Raw genomic sequence first — 16,489 nt, 5'->3', positions numbered from 1 at the left:
CTAATTACTCCGACGCCAAAGCGACTACAGGATTTAAGCGCGCCGCTTTTCGCGCTGGTAAGAAGCCAAATATTAAGCCCGTTAAAAAGGCACAACTAAACGCCAAAATGACTGGACCTAGAGAGTAATCAATCGGCATTCCAAAATGCCCTACTATAGCGGCGGCCAGCAACCCGAGAATGACGCCGATAATTCCGCCCAACGCAGAAACACTCAAAGCTTCAATTAAAAACTGTTGCATAATATTTCTCTGCCGCGCTCCCGTGGCCATACGCACGCCGATCTCCCTAGTTCGCTCGGTCACGCTTACCAGCATAATATTCATTACACCTATACCACCCACCAACAATGAAATTGCTGCAATTGAACCGAGCAAAATCGTCATAGTGTTTTGTGTTGCAGACAAGGTATCAATAAGGGAGGCCATATTGCGAATAGTAAAATCTTCTGTCCCATGTCGCTCCATTAACAAAGAGCTTACCGAATCCTGCACATCCATCATGTGCTCTTCTGAATCTACCGAGACGGTTACGTTGCGCAAAAACTTTCTTCCCATGATGCGCAAGCTACCTGTTGTATAAGGCACTAGAATTTTATCGTCTTGGTCTGCACCGCCTGGGTCAGCACCACGTTCGGCCATAATGCCTACCACTTGGAATAGCACGTTGTTAACGATGATGTATTTACCAAGCGGATCCTCGTCGGCAAATAATTTACGCACAACAGTTTTTCCCAATACCGCGACCGTCGCAAAAGTTTTTTCATCTTCTTCTGTAAAAAATGTTCCCGATGCAATATCCCATTTTCGAGCCATGGGGTATTGATAGCCGGTGGCATTCACATCCGTGCTCACATCCACATTGCCATAACGAATAGTGTAACTGCCCGTAAGCTCCGGCAAGGCAGCTGCAACGTGTGGCAATTTATTAATTTCTGCTACATCGGCAGGAACAAGTGTTTGAATTTCCCAAGCTCTACGCTGCTCAGGTCCGCCCGGTCTAATAACCAATAAATTAGAACCCATAGCACTAATACTATCTACCACCGCTTTTTTAGCACCATCACCAATGGCCAACATGGTTATTACAGAGCCAACACCAATGACGATCCCTAAGAGAGTAAGAACGGTTCGAAAAACATTGCTTCGCAGCGAACGAAATGCGGTTTTAGAGCCTTCCAAAATTTCAGTTGAGAAACTCGGTTCCCCGTGGAGAGTTGCCTCGGTGATTGGAGGATGAATTACTTCACTCGGGCCCGGATCTGAAACAATAAGACCGTCACGAATTTCTATTTGACGCTGCGCATGGTTGGCTACATGTGAATCATGGGTAATGAGTATAATCGTGTGCCCTTGCTCAGAAAGATTCTTGAGCAATTTCATCACTTCTTTACCACTGTTACTATCCAGTGCGCCTGTCGGCTCGTCGGCTAAAATAATTTGGCCGCCGTTCATTAGCGCACGTGCAATGGAAACACGTTGTTGCTGCCCACCGGAAAGTTGATTGGGTCGGTGATCTAATCGCGCGCTTAGCCTAGAGAACTTAATAACTCGCTGGCGCGTTCGCGGCGCTCGTCCGGCGGCATTCCTGAATAGGTTGCGGGCATCTCAACGTTTTCACAGGCCGTTGCACCTGCCAACAAATTGTAACTTTGAAAAACAAATCCAAAGGCTTCACGCCGCAGTTGGGCTAATTCATCGGCATCAAAAGCAGAAACATTTTTTCCGGAAAAATAGTATTCACCAGTCGTCGGCTTATCCAGACAACCTAAAATATTCATCAAGGTAGATTTACCCGAGCCCGATTGACCGATAATGGCCACGAACTCGCCGGGGTAAATTTCTAAATCAATGCCATGTAAAACGCGCGTTTCCAAATCTCCATTCTGAAAACTTTTGGTAACGCCTGTCAGCTTGATCAGTGGTTGTTTATCAGTCATAAATTCGCCAGCAGAGACCTAAATGGTTAACAGCAATTGCATCGTAAAAAGCTATTTTTACTTGCGTGCTTATCGCATTTGACGCGCACCACCACCCGGAGCGCCGCCACCTGGAACACCACCGCCCGCCCCCATGGGTGATGCCGGAGCGCCTTTAGGTTTATCGAGTTGACGCATAGCAACTACGACCGTTTCACCTTCATTTAAGCCTTCGAGAACTTGAGTCTGCACGCGGTTACTAATACCAACCATGACTTTTCGCTCTTCAAGCTCACCCTTGGCATTCATAACCTGAACCGTTGCTGGCTGCGGCGCACCATCTGATCCGGGCGTATGGCGCGGGCCACGTCTATGCCGTGGTTTCTCGTCACCTGAACTAGCGGATTGTTCCCACTTGTTTTCATTTACCCGAGACGATTGGTTTGCCTCTTTTTTATCGTCTGTTTTGTCGGCAGAATTTTTAGCATCAGGTTTGCTTTCGTCTTTTGCATCACCTTTCGAATTGCTCTTCGGATCATCTCTCTCTGGTTTATTATCCGAATTGCGTTTTTGCCAGTTAGATTGGTCACCCCATTTATTCTCGCCAGATTCACCGGTCTTGCGCGGTTTAAAATTCACGGCAGCCGCTGGGATTACCAATGTATCTTTAGCTTGGGAAGCAATAAAAAACACCTGCGTGCTCATTTGGGTCATCAGCATTTTGCTGTCGTTAGGTACGTCGAAAAGTGCGTTGTACAAAACAACATTGTTAGTAACCACGGGAGTTGGTTCTATGCGATCCAGCTTGCTATACCAGCGATAATCTTGCCCGCCTAAAGTTGTGAAATACACGGGCATTCCTACTTGCAACTTCCCTATGTCCGCCTCAGACACTTGAGTTTGAACAGTCATGATACTCAAGTCCGCAATACGCATAACCGTTGGCGCTTGTTGATTTGCATTAAGCGTTTGGCCTTGGCGCGAGGTAATAGTCACCACTGTTCCGCTCATGGGAGCGTAAATTTTTGCGTAGGCCAAATTCGCCTCTTCAGCACGCAGGCTGGATTCAGTTTGCTCAATTTGCGCTTGCAAGGCTTTCAATAAAGAATCGGAAGATTTATAACTTGCTTCTGCTGTCTGCAAGGACTCTTTGGTTGTAGCATCATCCTTAAACAAATTTTGTTGACGCTCTACCCGAATTTTGGCAAGCATCAACTGAGCTTCACGATCACCTAGTTGCGCTTTCTGATTTTGTAGCTGCGCGCGAATACCGTCCACTTTGGCTCGATAAACCGTCGCATCAATTTCTGCGAGCAGGTCCCCTGCATTAACTTGTTGCCCAACTACGACATGCAATTTTTTTAACTGTCCGGAAACCTGCGCACCTACATCAACGTATTCACGCGGCTGAAGTATTCCCGTTGCTGTAACCAGGTTTTGGATATTTCCTCGTTCAACATTTGCGGTTACATAATTTGCCGCTTCGTTACTCCGAGCAAAAAAATATTTCCAGATGCCTATAGCCACCAAAATCGTGGCTATAAGAAAAATTATTCTTTTAAAACGCCAAAACGAAACAAACTCAGCAATTGATGTCAGAAATCTGGACATATCCACGTCTCAAGTAAATATCAGGAGGTTTGGTCTGAATGAACCATAAAATTCCACCGCATAACTCTACCATCCTTTATTCCGCATTTTGTGCAAAAAATGTGGCGTTTGAATGAACTTTGCATTTACAAAAATAAGCACAGGTGGAGCTTAATACGGCTGACAAAGCGTGGGAGGCAGATTAGGTAAAGCTTGGTGAAAAAGAAACACTAATCAACGCGGTTGCGCTTACCGGTAATCATAGAAAGCGGGAGATTTTCTTTAAGACGATAACTTTCAAACAGCGCAGCCAGTATATGTACGCCGACTAACATCAATAGTGCATCGGCACTCCACGAGTGAAGATCTTGCACCCAATCTTCTCCCCAGAAATAGTCGATTTCTTCCATCATAATACCGCTCACGCCTATAACGAGTATTAGCAGCATCATCAAGATCATCACAAGCGCACCAATAGGTGAATGACCTAAACGGTGATAAGGTTTGCGGTGGATTAATGCAGAACCATGTTGTTTAAGCCGGGTATAGGTGGGGAAAAAGTCCGACCAGCGCGCAGCACCCTGCCCAACAAATCCCCAGACGAATCTCACAATTAAAAACGCAACAGCCAAATAGCCGAGCCATTCATGCCACTTCTCACCAGCTTCATTAAACCAATAATTGGCAACAAAGACGCCCGCAATTGACCAGTGGAAAATCCGAACCAGCGGATCCCAAAGCAAGACTTTTTCTTGACTCATGTTGTTGCCCATGAACGCAACAAGTTGTGATAAATACCTGTGAGCTTTAATACATCCTTATCGCCGGCATCTAATTTTTGCGTAAGTTGCTGAATGGTTTGATCAAGCTCAAACAGGGTGCTGCGATTTTTTTCGTCGCGCACATAACTTTCAATCCAAAAAAATGAAGCGTAACGAGCGCCTTTTACGACTGGGTTAACGCGATGTTCAAAGCCAGACGAATAAAGCACCATATCACCTGCAGCGAGTTTAATTCCCTCCCCGCCCTGCACACCGTCGATCTCTAGTTCTCCACCCACATACTCGTCAGGCTCTGACAAAAACAGCGTGGCCGATAGATCACCGCGCACACTCATGTTGGTTCCCGGAACCGGCATAATTGCGCTATCTATGTGAGTACCGTAGGTGCCGCCGTCTTTGTAACAATTAAATTTAGGTGGATAAATTTTGCCCGGCAACGCTGCGGAAATAAACAATGGATGGCTCCCCAACTTACGCAAAATGTGATTGCATAAACCTGTAGCCACCTCTGAGGCATCGTCCATGTAAATTCTGTTTAGCAGAACGAGCCAAAGTTCCGCTGTTTTTGTACCGGGCTCCCAAACTGCTTGCGCCATGTATGCACGAAATTGTTTAACTTCATCTTTAGTTAAAAGATTTTCAATAATCAGTAGCATTACTGCTCCCTATTACGCAGTGCGTAAATTAAATTTGCGAATATCGGCAATAGTTGCACAACCGGCTTGCGCCATGGTGAGTTCTAACTCTTTAAGAGTTTTAACATATGCGCAACACCTAATGCTCCGGCGACAGCTAAAGCGTAAACTTGAAGACGACCTATTAGCACCGCATCCGCACCCAGAGCAATGGCTTTAAAAATATCTAAACCCGAACGAATGCGCTATCAAATAATATTTGATAATCATTTCCCGCAACTGTTCTTATTTCTTGCAAACAATCAATGCTCGCCGGAGCGCCGTCTAAGCTGCGACCGCCATGATTGGAAACAATAATGCCGGCGCAGCCTATGCTTTTTATTTTTTCTGCGTCTTCAGGATGCAAAACACCTTTCACAAAAATCGGTAATTTTGTTTGTGTTAACAACCATTCCAGATCAGCCCATGTGGGCGCCTCTTGCATGACACCTTGAAAAATTCTGCTCTGCCCATGCTGAATATGTTTCGCAGTTACTTGCTCATAAGTTTGAATATTTACCGCAACGCAATCCGTCGGCATTTGAAACTGAGCGCGCAACGCGCCTAAACTAGGGGGCAAATTGTTGTATCGACAGTAACAACAATCGCTTTGCCATCAGGACGATTCAGCGCGTTTCAATAAATCCTAAAGTTGCTTCACGCGAGGGCTGAAAGTAAAGCTGAAACCATTTATCTGCTGTGCCCACTCTTGCGATTTCTTCCAGACTATAGCTAGACAGCGTACTAGGAATCATGCACGTATCAGTTGCATCTGCCGCGCGAGCTGTATCCAGCTCGCCTTGTGGATGCGCAAGCTTCTGATACGCAACTGGCGCTAGAAAAATAGGATGGCTGTAGTTTTTTCCAAGCAAACTGATTTGCGCATTTCCTTGTATTAAGTCACGCAATATACGCGGAACCACTGGGTATTTTGAAAACGCAGCCTGATTAGCCGCTAGCGTTTGGTCACGCCCACTACCACCGGCGATGGTAAAAGCGTACGCATAACTGAGCGCGGGGATAAAACCTTGTGCTAAAAGTTCGTAATCCTGCGCGCAATAAATATCGGCTGGAATGTAATTTAACGGCTGTAGTAATTGCTGACTCTCAATCATAAAAATAAAAAACCGGGCAAGGCCCGGCTCTCATGAGTAATAAGACAAAAAGCTGGGATTAGAAGTTGTAGTTTAGCGTAAGGCGAGTTGTGCGTGCATCGCCTTTGTAAACAAACGAACCCGAGCGATAGGCTGCAAGGTAATAGTCCTTGTCTGTCACGTTACCTACATTCAAACGTAAATCCAAATTTTTACTAAAGTCGTATGTCGCAAAAAAATCGAGCACTGCGTAAGCAGGAATTGGTTGCGAATAATAGTAAGCTCCCGATGCGGGAATAGTGGTATAAACAGCCGCCGTATCAGGCTGACCGGCGTATTTTTTACCTTCGTATTTCCAAGCACCGCCAAAACCGAATTTCTCGGTGAACTGATACTTCAATTGCAGATTCAAAGATTTGTCAGCAAAGTTACTAATTGTTTTACCAATATTGGCTGCTGTAGCAGACTCAAGCACTTCTGCTTCCATATAGGTTACACCCGCTTGGGTAGTCAGCTTTTCAGTAATTTGACCCGTCGCGCCAAACTCGATACCGCGAACGCGAATTTTTCCCGTGTTGAAGGTTCCCACCGAATCATAGTTAGCGCCTTCCATAACATCAGATTTAGTAACCTGGAAAATCGCACCCGTTAGCAACAAGGTTTCATCGAAGAGATTCCATTTGGTACCTAACTCATAATAGTTAAATTTTAGACGCTCTGGTTTTGCTCCGGCAACGCTACCGTTATAAATTACGGTACCACCATAACCGCTGCTTGTACCCACATCGGATTCACCACCGTTGATGTCTGCTGCAGTTGACCATGTTAAATAAATGTTGCCAACTTCATTGATGTCATAGACAACACCGATATGGCTATTGGTTAAGGTATCTGAATATTGATAATCTGCTTGTACAAGTGCTGCGGTTTGTGTGCCTAAATCAAAAATCAAACGATCTGCACGCAAACCTGCGAACACGCTCCACTTATCGTTCAGGTCAACAGTATCCATAACGGACAAGGATTTGGTTTTTACAGACCAATCAATATCCCAAACACTTTTACTAATTTGACGATTCATCAGATGATTGATGTTGGAAACTTCCTGACCATTTTTATCAAAAATGCACCAGGATGCAGTTGTTGAACCGGGGGTTCTTCCGTTAGTCACGCAGTTAGATCCGGAGTTGGTTACTGTGTAATTTCCATTCAATACAGCGTGGTCCGTGTACTCAGCACTGAAAATAAATTCATGCTTCATACCGGCGATGTCTTTTTCCAAAAACAAATTGGTCTGGTTGGCAAAGTAATCCACTTCTTGCCAACCTTGGTGGGTACTCAAGGTAGACGTTGTGTAAACCCCGTTCGGATCTTTGGCACTGGTTTGAACATTTCCGCGTGCACCTGTAGCTACGTAGCCGTTTTCAGATGTACCTTTACGTGTAATGTTAGTAACGCGAACATCTGAATTGAAACGATACTTCAAGCGCGCCGTGAATGTGTCTACATCTGACTCAAGGAAATCTTGTTTTTGAGCGTAAACTGGCGCATCGTCAGCTGGTTTTCGGTGCGGCACAGTGCCTACCAAATAACTACCTAAATCTGGATTATCTTTCGCATTCAAACCGTAATAATCCAACGTCATTTCAAATTCTTCGGTTGGATTATAGAAACCAGAAATCGCAACCCCTTTGCGCTCACGGTAAGCGGGATCGCGATCAGGTACATCTTCTTTTGCGGTTAAAAAGTTAGCGCGAACCGCTAATTCATCGGTCAATGCTTGGTTGGTATCTAAGGTTAAGCGGTGATAGTTATCGCTACCTACACCAGCAGTTAGGCTCGTGTAATCATAATCGGTAGTTGCTTGCTTGGTGATGGCATTGACGGCACCACCTGAGCTACCGCGCCCCGCAAAACTTGAATTGGGGCCTTTGGTAATTTCAATTTGTTCAACGGCGAAACTCTCGCGTGTTGTCATGCCCGGATCACGCAAACCGTCCACAAAAATATCGCTGCGAACTTCCTGACCACGAATAATGTAGCGATCACCGAATGCATTTCCGTTTTCGCCGGTTCCTAAAGTGATACCGGGTTGTGCATCCAAAATTGCGCGCAAATCGGTGTAACCTGATTCTTCAATTTCTGCTTTGGTGAGAACGGTAATGTTTTGTGGCGTTTCAGCAATAGGACGTGTATGACGTTCATCACCAGAGAGTTGCGCTTTGTATGGAACACCCGGTTGGGCATTGGGATTTGCTTCTAACGCGGTCGCCTGAACCTTTACAGTGCTTAATACTTTTTTATTTTCTTCATCTTTTTTGGTGGTGTCTTTTGCTTGCTCAGCGGCGCTCGCACCTAAGGGCAACAACATGGCTGCAGCAATACTTAACGCGAGTGTGTTCTTACTTTGATACTTCATTTTATTAATCCTAAGGTCTAAAAAATCTATATGCCCCGTGCTTGCGCACGCCATTAATCTCTAAATTTCTTTTTAACGATCTCGCCAGTGACTGGGTTGAAATAAACTTCGATCTCTTCAAATTTTTTTCCGTCTTTACTTAAACCCCAGCCGTAGATTTCGTAGCAGGTACCAGACTCCTGAAATTTTTTAATGGCAAAGCCGTACTCGTTAACGACCTTTTTTTGCATATCCAATACATGCAGCCACTGAGATTTAGGTTTATCGGTACATTCCATGTCCGCATGCGCGTAGGTCTGAGCGCAGGCGAACATAGACATACCAACGGTCAAGTGGATGAAGCTTCTATAAAGCGGTTTTTTCATGTCATGACTCCCAAGTGAGGTAAGGACTTAACGAATCCAGTTGCTTAGCGCCATCAAATGCACAATTTTAACCAAAAGCAATTTAATGCAAATAAGAATAATTCTTATTATTGTTTTGTGAAAACGAAATGTCAACAACATTGACGAAGGAAAATAGGTTTGTTGATTGAGAAAGCGCTTTTGAAGGCAGTGCGCACCAATAGATGCGTAACGCCCAGCTAACAAATCGATGGAAAAAGGGGATTACCGGGATATGGAGGCAATGGCACCCGGCGAGCCGAGCCCGCCAGATAGTACGGATTGAAAAATTAAACGGGATTAGATTCGTATGCTGCAATTTCGCCGGGACGACGAAGCATCTTATCTACTTCGTCCAAATGCAATTCTTCCTGTACGATCATCTCACGGGCATATTCCTCAAGCAAAACTGACTTGCCTTCGGCAATCTTTAGAAGCGCGTAGTAGGCTTTGATGGCATTCTTTTCATGCTCCAAACTTTCACGCAAGATATCGCCAATATCATGCTTTTCAGTTTCCAATAAAGAACCGATTTTTAGAGAGGGGTGCCCACCCAGCAAGGTTAACAACTCCCCCGCTCTATGAGCATGCGTAAGACTTTCGGTCGCATTGCCCTTCAGCCAAGAAACGATAGGGATACGGTTATAGCCGAACACCATGAGTGAGTAGTGGGTGTAGCGCACTACACCCGCCAGTTCCAGCTCCATGATGCGATTCAAGGATTCAATCGCAAGCTGCTTGTCTTGATCATTCATACAAATACCCTCTTAGTTATGAGTTTTGTTTATCCACCTGTTACGAGCCTTCAACTCATTATTTGCCATGTTTTTGAAGAAGTCATCACATCATCTCTTAGTGACCCAAATCAAAAGACTCCGTCAATCTTTATGCGACAGCTGAAAACTGATTGCAGCAATTAATGATAAACATTATCATTTGACACATTAAATTCTGATTAGCTTGTCTTCGATTGATGAAACAGCAGTACGCACCCTATTACGCCGTCATTCTTGTTGTGTTTGCGCACGCCATAGCTTTGGCCGCCGTACTCTACTCACGCCAATCAAATCATGAAGTTGTGATCGAACCGCCAACCATACAAGGCATGATTGTTTCAGCGGAGCCTGTTACCAAACCTGCTGAACCAACCCCTACTCCACCACCGCCCGAACAAAAGCTTATAGAAGCGCCTAAACCTCCTTTACCTAAGGCGCCCGCGTCTGAACGCGCAATTCATCAGGAGGCTCAACCGGAGCCAAGTCCTCCAACGGATACTCCGGTGAAAACTGCGGAGCCGGCGCAAGCAGCTGTGGTTCCACCCCAAGCGGAGGCTAGTTATCTCAACAACCCTGCTCCGGCTTATCCGCCACAGTCGCGTCGAAACCGTGAGGAAGGAACTGTCGTTCTGGAAGTGCTGGTAAAAGCCGACGGCAGCTTGGGGGAGCTTCGTTTAAAGACCTCCAGCGGCTACAACCGGCTGGATGATGCGGCGTTGAAAGCGGTTAAGAATTGGCATTTTGTTCCCGCGAAACGCGGAAATGATGCAATCGATTTTTGGTACGAACTACCCATTGAATTTTCACTTAACAAGTAACTGTTTAAATGAACGAGGCAAGTATGAATTCTCCCTACGGAATAACGTCCATTTGGTTGCAAGGCGATGGCGTCATCAAGAGCGTTGCGATTATCTTGATGCTTATGTCCATCGTAAGCTGGTCGGTTATTGTATTGCGAACCTGGGGACTTTGGCGTTTACGCAAACCTAACCTCGCGTTGGCAGACTTTTGGCACGCCCAGAGTTTTGCGCAGGGATTGAACGTACTGGGTACAGATCGCAATGACAACCCCTATCGTCATCTGGCAGAAGAAGGCCAAGCCGCGCTCGACCATCACCAAAACCACAAAACTGATCTGCACGGCAATTTACCACTTACAGATTGGTTAACCGCGTGCTTGAAAGATTCCATTGATCAGAGCACGGACAAACTGCAACGTGGCTTGGCCGTGTTGGCATCTGTAGGTTCCACTGCTCCTTTCGTGGGTCTTTTTGGAACTGTATGGGGTATTTATCACGCGCTCGTCAGTATCGGAGTAAATGGTTCGGCGAGTATCGACAAAGTTGCCGGCCCTGTGGGTGAAGCGCTGATCATGACCGCGTTCGGTCTTGTTGTCGCCATTCCTGCGGTACTGGGTTACAACGCCATCAACCGCAGCAACCGAACCGTTAGCGCCAAGTTGAATCGCTTCGCACACCAACTTCACGCCTACTTCCTGACCGGCGCACCGCCAGCCAGCAGCAAAACCAAAGGCGCGCTCGTGAAAGCCATTCGTTCAAACGCTGAATAGTCGGGGACACAATCATGGCCTTTGGTAGCGATTTTGATGACGATAAAGACATGAGCGATATCAACATGACGCCGCTAGTGGACGTTATGTTGGTGCTGCTGATTATTTTTATTATCGCGGTTCCGGTTATCACCCACTCCGTAAAAGTGGACTTGCCGCGCGCAGATAACACGATAAACAACATCAAACCCGAAACGATTAATTTAACCGTAACAGCAGATGGCAAAATTCACTGGAACGAAACTGACGTTACGGAAGAAGACCTGCAAGCAAAACTCACCGCAGAAGCCACTAAGCAACCGCAACCCGAAATCCACATTCGCGGTGATCGTAAGGTTGAATACGAGCATGTGATGAAAGTGATGGCGAGCGTGCAGCGAGCGGGGATTTTGAAGCTGGGATTTGTGAGCGAGCCGGGACAATAAACTTTGAACAAGCGTTACGAGCGAAGATTAGACGAGGCAAAAATTGCTAAAAAAGCGGAGTTTACATACAGTAAATGAGCATTTTTTAGCAATTTCTAACGAAGTAAAATCAAGCGCAGTAGATTGTTTTACATGTACGCGTTAGAGCGATCAGAGTGGTCGGTCACATCGCGGATGCCCTTAAGCTCGGGAAGTTTGTCCATCAGCTGAACCTCAATCCCCTGCTTCAAAGTAATCGCCACAGAACCACAACCCTGGCAACCACCGCCAAACTTGAGTACGGCATACATATCTTCAGTCACTTCCACCAAACTTACGTTACCACCGTGTGAAGCCAAGCTTGGATTAACATCGTTATAAAGAACGTAATTGATGCGGTCTTCGATGGGACTATCCGCATTAACCTGTGGCATTTTGCTGTTTGGAGCGCGGATGGTGAGTTGGCCACCCATACGGTCTGCGGAGTAATCGACCTTGGCGTCCACCAAAAACGGAAGACTGCGACCTTCAAAGTAGGCTTTAAAGCCTTTTAACTGGATAACTTCGTCATCAGGCTTTTCGTCGCCAGGACGGCAATAGGCAATACAGGTTTCGGCTTGGGCTGTGCCGGGGTTGGCTACGAACATGCGTATCCCAATGTTTTCATTGTCTTTTTGCTTGTCCAACAAGCCTTTCAAGTAATCCTGCGCTGATTCAGTAATATCAACATTAACCATGTTTACGCTGCTCTCTCTGCCAGTTTGCGGTTCATTATACGCTCGCAAACTTATACCCGATTAAATTACTCGGGTATTCTACTGTAATCGGCTCTATAGATAAACGCTGAATCCGTAGAAGATGACAAGTCAAACATCCGACTTCGGACGGAAATCTAGGCATTTGTCGCCGCGCAGGTGCTTGTCTGGTAGAATTCGCGCCATTTTTCTCTATGTCGGCGACTACTTTTCAAACCAAAATTAGGCTCGATATAGACCATCCAGTTGATCGCTAAAAAGGTTTTCCATGAGCAATAACCACGCACGCCAAGCCCGCATCCACGCCTTACATCAGGCCATCAAAGAGCGCATCCTGATTTTGGACGGCGCCATGGGCACCATGATCCAAACCTACAAGCTTAAGGAAGCGGATTACCGTGGCGAGCGCTTTGCGAATTACCACATGGATATCGCCGGCAATAACGATTTGTTGTCTATCACTAAGCCAGAAGTGATTCGCGAAATCCAACGCGCTTATTTGGAAGCCGGCGCAGATATTCTGGAAACCAACACCTTCAACTCCACGCGCATTTCCATGGCCGATTATGAAATGGAAGATTTAACGCACGAGTTAAATTTTGCATCCGCGCGCCTGGCGAGAGAGTTGTGCGATGAAATGACCGCAAAAAATCCAGCCAAGCCACGCTTTGTTGCCGGCGTACTTGGCCCGACCAGCCGCACATGTTCCATTTCACCCGACGTAAACGACCCCAGCGCGCGCAACGTAACCTTCGATGAGTTGGTAGAAAATTATCTGGAATCCATCGATGGTTTGGTTGAGGGTGGCGCAGATATTTTATTGATCGAAACTATTTTCGATACACTCAACGCAAAAGCGGCGGTGTTCGCTGTTAAAAAATATTTTGACGATCACGGTTTTGAATTGCCGATTATGATTTCAGGCACCATAACCGATGCATCTGGCCGTACGCTTTCCGGTCAAACCACCGAAGCCTTTTACAATTCGCTCGCCCACGCAAAACCGCTAAGCATGGGTTTGAACTGCGCACTCGGCGCGAAAGAACTTCGTCAATATGTGCAAGAGATGTCACGCGTTGCAAATTGTTTTGTAAGCGCACACCCTAACGCAGGTTTGCCCAACGAATTTGGTGAATACGATCAAACCGCGCAAGAAATGGTGGAGATTGTTGAAGAGTTTGCTGCAAGCGGATTCTTAAATATCATCGGTGGTTGCTGCGGAACATCACCCGCTCACATCAAAGCCATTGCAGATGCAGTAGCAAAATATCCTCCACGCAAAATCCCTGAGATTGAACCTGCGTGTCGTTTGTCTGGATTAGAGCCTTTTAACATTCTCGCAGACTCCCTATTCGTAAACGTAGGCGAACGCTGTAACGTTACCGGTTCCGCGCGTTTCAAAAAATTAATTGTGGAAGAAGATTATTCCACAGCGCTTGAAGTTGCTTTAGAGCAAGTCGAAAACGGTGCGCAGATTATCGACATCAACATGGATGAAGGCATGTTGGATGCCGAAAAAGCCATGGTGAAATTCCTCAATTTAATCGCAGGTGAGCCAGATATTTCCCGCGTGCCCATCATGGTAGATTCATCCAAATGGGAAGTGATCGAAGCGGGCTTAAAATGCATTCAAGGCAAGCCTATTGTTAACTCCATCAGCTTGAAAGAAGGCGAAGAGGAGTTTTTACACAAAGCCAAATTGTGTATGCGTTACGGCGCCGCCGTTGTGGTCATGGCGTTTGATGAAAAAGGTCAAGCCGACACTCAAGAACGCAAAAAGGAAATCTGCGAACGTTCTTATCGCACGCTCGTAGATAAATTAAATTTCCCACCGGAAGATATTATTTTCGACCCCAACATTTTTGCGGTCGCTACCGGTATTGAAGAACACAACAACTACGCTGTTGATTTTATTGAAGCCACACGTTGGATTCGCCAAAACTTACCGCACGCTGGCGTCAGCGGTGGCGTGTCTAACGTTTCATTTTCGTTTCGCGGTAATAACCCTGTGCGCGAGGCCATTCACTCCGTATTTTTGTATCACGCCATTAAAGCAGGCATGAACATGGGTATCGTTAACGCAAGCCAGTTGGCCGTGTATGACGATTTACCTGTTGAATTGCGAGATAAGGTTGAAGACGTTATTTTGAATCGCCATGCAGGCGGCACAGAAGCCTTGCTCGATATTGCAGAAAAATATCGTGGCGATGGCTCAACCGGCGAAACAAAAGAAGATGCCGAATGGCGCTCATGGCCAATCGCAAAACGTATCGAGCATGCATTGGTAAAAGGGATTTCTGCTCACATTGAAGCCGACACTGAAGAAGCACGCCAACACTACCCTCGCCCGCTCGATGTCATCGAAGGCCCACTCATGGATGGCATGAATGTGGTTGGTGATTTGTTCGGTGCAGGAAAAATGTTTTTGCCGCAGGTGGTTAAATCGGCGCGCGTAATGAAGCAATCTGTCGCTTATTTACAGCCGTTCATTGAAGCAGAAAAAACCGAAGCCTCGAAACCCAACGGCAAAATTCTAATGGCAACCGTTAAAGGCGATGTACACGATATTGGTAAAAATATTGTGGGTGTTGTATTGCAATGTAATAACTTTGAAGTAGTTGACTTGGGCGTAATGGTGCCTTGCGACAAAATTCTGGATACCGCTATTGAACAAAACTGCGACATCATTGGCCTATCGGGTTTAATTACGCCATCGCTCGATGAAATGGTTTTCGTTGGCCGGGAAATGGAGCGCCGTGGCATTAACAAACCATTGATGATTGGCGGCGCAACAACATCTAAAGCACACACCGCTGTAAAAATCGACCCCGTATTTAAACTTAATCAGGTTGTTTACGTACCCGATGCGTCGCGTGCAGTAGGTGTCGCAAGTACACTTTTATCAGATGAGCTGCGTCCAAACTTCGTAGAAAATTTAAAAGTGGAATACGCAGAGGTTCGCGAACGCAACGCCAACCGCAAACCACGCGGCACTGTGCGTACCTATCCAGAAGCAATCGCCAAAGGCCTAAAACTGGATTGGGATAATTACACACCGCCAAAACCAGCATTTACCGGCATCAAAGTCTTTGAAGATTACGATTTAAATACACTGGTCGATTTTATTGACTGGACTCCTTTCTTCATTAGCTGGGATCTCGCCGGAAAATATCCAAAGATTTTAGAGGATGAAATTGTAGGCGCAGCAGCACGCGATTTATTTGCGGACGCACAAAAAATGTTGCGCAAAATGATTGACGAGAAATCAATCAGAGCCAACGGCGTTATCGGCTTCTGGCCAGCCAATACCGTAAATCACGACGACATAGCAGTATACGATGCGGACGGCAAACAAATTTCTACGCTGCACCACATTCGCCAACAACATTTAAAACAAGGCATGGAAACCAAGCCACATTTCTCGCTCGCTGATTTTGTCGCGCCAAAAGAAACAGGCAAACAAGATTACATCGGCGGCTTTGCAGTAACCGCAGGCATAGGCGCTGAGGAACTTGCCAAGGCATACCAAAATGTTGGGGACGATTACAACAGCATTATGGTTAAAGCCCTGGCTGACCGTTTAGCGGAAGCTTTTGCAGAACACATGCACGTTCGCGTGCGCAAAGAATTCTGGGGCTACGACCGCGACGAAAATCTTTCCAACGAAGATTTAATCCGCGAGCAATATAAGGGCATACGCCCTGCCCCTGGTTATCCCGCGTGCCCAGATCACACAGAAAAAACGCAATTGTTTGAGTTGTTGAGTGCTACGAAAAATACCGGCATTACCTTAACTGAACATTTCGCAATGCTGCCGACGGCAGCTGTGTCTGGCTGGTACTTCTCGCACCCTGAATCGGTTTATTTCCCAACGGGGAAAATTGAGAAAGATCAGGTGGAGAGTTTAGCAGAACGTAAAGGGGTTAGTTTGCAGGAAGTTGAGAGATGGTTGAGTCCGGTATTAGCTTATGAACCGGGCGCTGTTGAGTGAGTTGTTAGACCAAATCGAATCGAGCCCCGCGAGGGGCTCTCTGAAAGAGCCAGATTAAACTCGGCTTTTTAATGCGAGCCTATGCGACGTAGCGTTTGAAGATTAGTGACGTATTGATGCCGCCAAAGGCAAAG

At 46.2% G+C, this 16,489-nt stretch carries 14 protein-coding genes and 2 pseudogenes; 4 read left to right on the top strand and 12 right to left on the bottom strand.

Annotated features, from left to right (window positions below):
* Nucleotides 1-4: 4 nt before the first annotated feature.
* The 11 genes and pseudogenes from U1F02_RS00080 to U1F02_RS00030 form a co-directional block, all read right to left on the bottom strand.
* Nucleotides 5-1,453, bottom strand: coding sequence for an ABC transporter permease (locus U1F02_RS00080; protein ID WP_409988312.1), 1,449 nt, complete (start codon nt 1,451-1,453; stop codon nt 5-7).
* A gap of 15 nt (nt 1,454-1,468) precedes the next feature.
* A pseudogene (locus tag U1F02_RS00075) lies at nt 1,469-1,546 on the bottom strand (hypothetical protein); the annotation flags it as partial.
* Complete coding sequence (locus tag U1F02_RS00070; RefSeq protein WP_409988311.1) at nt 1,528-1,938, bottom strand: ABC transporter ATP-binding protein; 411 nt, start codon at nt 1,936-1,938, stop codon at nt 1,528-1,530. The pseudogene U1F02_RS00075 and the gene U1F02_RS00070, both read right to left, overlap by 19 nt.
* Before the next feature lie 69 nt (nt 1,939-2,007).
* The gene (locus U1F02_RS00065) at nt 2,008-3,528 is read right to left on the bottom strand and encodes an efflux RND transporter periplasmic adaptor subunit (protein ID WP_409988310.1); all 1,521 of its coding nucleotides are present in this window, start codon (nt 3,526-3,528) and stop codon (nt 2,008-2,010) included.
* Between the two features lie 209 nt (nt 3,529-3,737).
* Nucleotides 3,738-4,268 (bottom strand): cytochrome b/b6 domain-containing protein, encoded by a 531-nt coding sequence (locus U1F02_RS00060; protein WP_409988309.1) that lies wholly within the window; start codon nt 4,266-4,268, stop codon nt 3,738-3,740.
* Complete coding sequence (locus tag U1F02_RS00055; protein ID WP_409988308.1) at nt 4,265-4,945, bottom strand: Fe2+-dependent dioxygenase; 681 nt, start codon at nt 4,943-4,945, stop codon at nt 4,265-4,267. Before U1F02_RS00055 ends, U1F02_RS00060 begins: the two co-directional genes overlap by 4 nt.
* An 83-nt stretch (nt 4,946-5,028) precedes the next feature.
* A pseudogene (locus U1F02_RS00050) lies at nt 5,029-5,504 on the bottom strand (alpha-hydroxy acid oxidase).
* An 85-nt stretch (nt 5,505-5,589) separates the two neighbouring features.
* A complete protein-coding gene (locus U1F02_RS00045) occupies nt 5,590-6,078 on the bottom strand; it encodes an alpha-hydroxy-acid oxidizing protein (RefSeq protein WP_409988307.1) in 489 nt (162 codons plus the stop codon).
* 58 nt (nt 6,079-6,136) lie between these two features.
* Nucleotides 6,137-8,476 (bottom strand): TonB-dependent receptor, encoded by a 2,340-nt coding sequence (locus U1F02_RS00040; RefSeq protein ID WP_409988306.1) that lies wholly within the window; start codon nt 8,474-8,476, stop codon nt 6,137-6,139.
* Nucleotides 8,477-8,529: 53 nt separating this feature from the next.
* Complete coding sequence (locus tag U1F02_RS00035; RefSeq protein WP_409988305.1) at nt 8,530-8,841, bottom strand: PepSY domain-containing protein; 312 nt, start codon at nt 8,839-8,841, stop codon at nt 8,530-8,532.
* A 308-nt stretch (nt 8,842-9,149) separates the two neighbouring features.
* Nucleotides 9,150-9,614 (bottom strand): bacterioferritin, encoded by a 465-nt coding sequence (locus tag U1F02_RS00030; protein ID WP_409988304.1) that lies wholly within the window; start codon nt 9,612-9,614, stop codon nt 9,150-9,152.
* Nucleotides 9,615-9,832: 218 nt separating this feature from the next.
* Between U1F02_RS00030 and U1F02_RS00025 the strand changes: the two genes are divergently transcribed.
* Genes U1F02_RS00025 through U1F02_RS00015 form a run of 3 tightly spaced genes read left to right on the top strand, consistent with a single transcriptional unit; the run spans nt 9,833 to nt 11,630 of the window.
* Nucleotides 9,833-10,453 carry an energy transducer TonB gene (locus U1F02_RS00025; RefSeq protein ID WP_409988303.1) on the top strand — a complete coding sequence of 207 codons (621 nt, stop codon included), beginning with the start codon at nt 9,833-9,835 and terminating at the stop codon, nt 10,451-10,453.
* 23 nt (nt 10,454-10,476) lie between these two features.
* A complete protein-coding gene (locus tag U1F02_RS00020; protein ID WP_409988302.1) occupies nt 10,477-11,205 on the top strand; it encodes a MotA/TolQ/ExbB proton channel family protein in 729 nt (242 codons plus the stop codon).
* Nucleotides 11,206-11,219: 14 nt separating this feature from the next.
* Entirely contained in the window at nt 11,220-11,630 is a 411-nt protein-coding gene (locus U1F02_RS00015) for an ExbD/TolR family protein (protein ID WP_409988301.1), read from the top strand.
* Between the two features lie 128 nt (nt 11,631-11,758).
* Here the strand turns inward: U1F02_RS00015 and nfuA are convergent, their stop codons facing one another.
* On the bottom strand, nt 11,759-12,346 hold the full coding sequence (gene nfuA / locus U1F02_RS00010; RefSeq protein ID WP_409988300.1) for a Fe-S biogenesis protein NfuA: 588 nt from the start codon (nt 12,344-12,346) through the stop codon (nt 11,759-11,761).
* A 286-nt stretch (nt 12,347-12,632) separates the two neighbouring features.
* On the opposite strand from nfuA, the gene metH reads away from it, so the two are divergent.
* A complete protein-coding gene (gene metH, locus U1F02_RS00005; RefSeq protein WP_409988299.1) occupies nt 12,633-16,355 on the top strand; it encodes a methionine synthase in 3,723 nt (1,240 codons plus the stop codon).
* The last annotated feature ends 134 nt before the right edge of the window (nt 16,356-16,489 follow it).

The organism is Cellvibrio sp., from assembly GCF_046347455.1.
Lineage (GTDB): Bacteria > Pseudomonadota > Gammaproteobacteria > Pseudomonadales > Cellvibrionaceae > Cellvibrio.
The sequence above is the reverse complement of the archived record's forward strand: the minus strand, read 5'-3'. Positions and strand labels throughout refer to the sequence as shown.

Excerpts from the sequence above, each read along its gene's own strand:
- U1F02_RS00080 (WP_409988312.1), bottom strand. The coding sequence starts at position 1,453 with ATGAACGGCGGCCAAATTATTTTAGCCGACGAGCCGACAGGCGCACTG.
- U1F02_RS00070 (WP_409988311.1), bottom strand. The coding sequence starts at position 1,938 with ATGACTGATAAACAACCACTGATCAAGCTGACAGGCGTTACCAAAAGT.
- U1F02_RS00065 (WP_409988310.1), bottom strand. The coding sequence starts at position 3,528 with ATGTCCAGATTTCTGACATCAATTGCTGAGTTTGTTTCGTTTTGGCGT.
- U1F02_RS00060 (WP_409988309.1), bottom strand. The coding sequence starts at position 4,268 with ATGAGTCAAGAAAAAGTCTTGCTTTGGGATCCGCTGGTTCGGATTTTC.
- U1F02_RS00055 (WP_409988308.1), bottom strand. The coding sequence starts at position 4,945 with ATGCTACTGATTATTGAAAATCTTTTAACTAAAGATGAAGTTAAACAA.
- U1F02_RS00045 (WP_409988307.1), bottom strand. The coding sequence starts at position 6,078 with ATGATTGAGAGTCAGCAATTACTACAGCCGTTAAATTACATTCCAGCC.
- U1F02_RS00040 (WP_409988306.1), bottom strand. The coding sequence starts at position 8,476 with ATGAAGTATCAAAGTAAGAACACACTCGCGTTAAGTATTGCTGCAGCC.
- U1F02_RS00035 (WP_409988305.1), bottom strand. The coding sequence starts at position 8,841 with ATGAAAAAACCGCTTTATAGAAGCTTCATCCACTTGACCGTTGGTATG.
- U1F02_RS00030 (WP_409988304.1), bottom strand. The coding sequence starts at position 9,614 with ATGAATGATCAAGACAAGCAGCTTGCGATTGAATCCTTGAATCGCATC.
- U1F02_RS00025 (WP_409988303.1), top strand. The coding sequence starts at position 9,833 with ATGAAACAGCAGTACGCACCCTATTACGCCGTCATTCTTGTTGTGTTT.
- U1F02_RS00020 (WP_409988302.1), top strand. The coding sequence starts at position 10,477 with ATGAATTCTCCCTACGGAATAACGTCCATTTGGTTGCAAGGCGATGGC.
- U1F02_RS00015 (WP_409988301.1), top strand. The coding sequence starts at position 11,220 with ATGGCCTTTGGTAGCGATTTTGATGACGATAAAGACATGAGCGATATC.
- nfuA (WP_409988300.1), bottom strand. The coding sequence starts at position 12,346 with ATGGTTAATGTTGATATTACTGAATCAGCGCAGGATTACTTGAAAGGC.
- metH (WP_409988299.1), top strand. The coding sequence starts at position 12,633 with ATGAGCAATAACCACGCACGCCAAGCCCGCATCCACGCCTTACATCAG.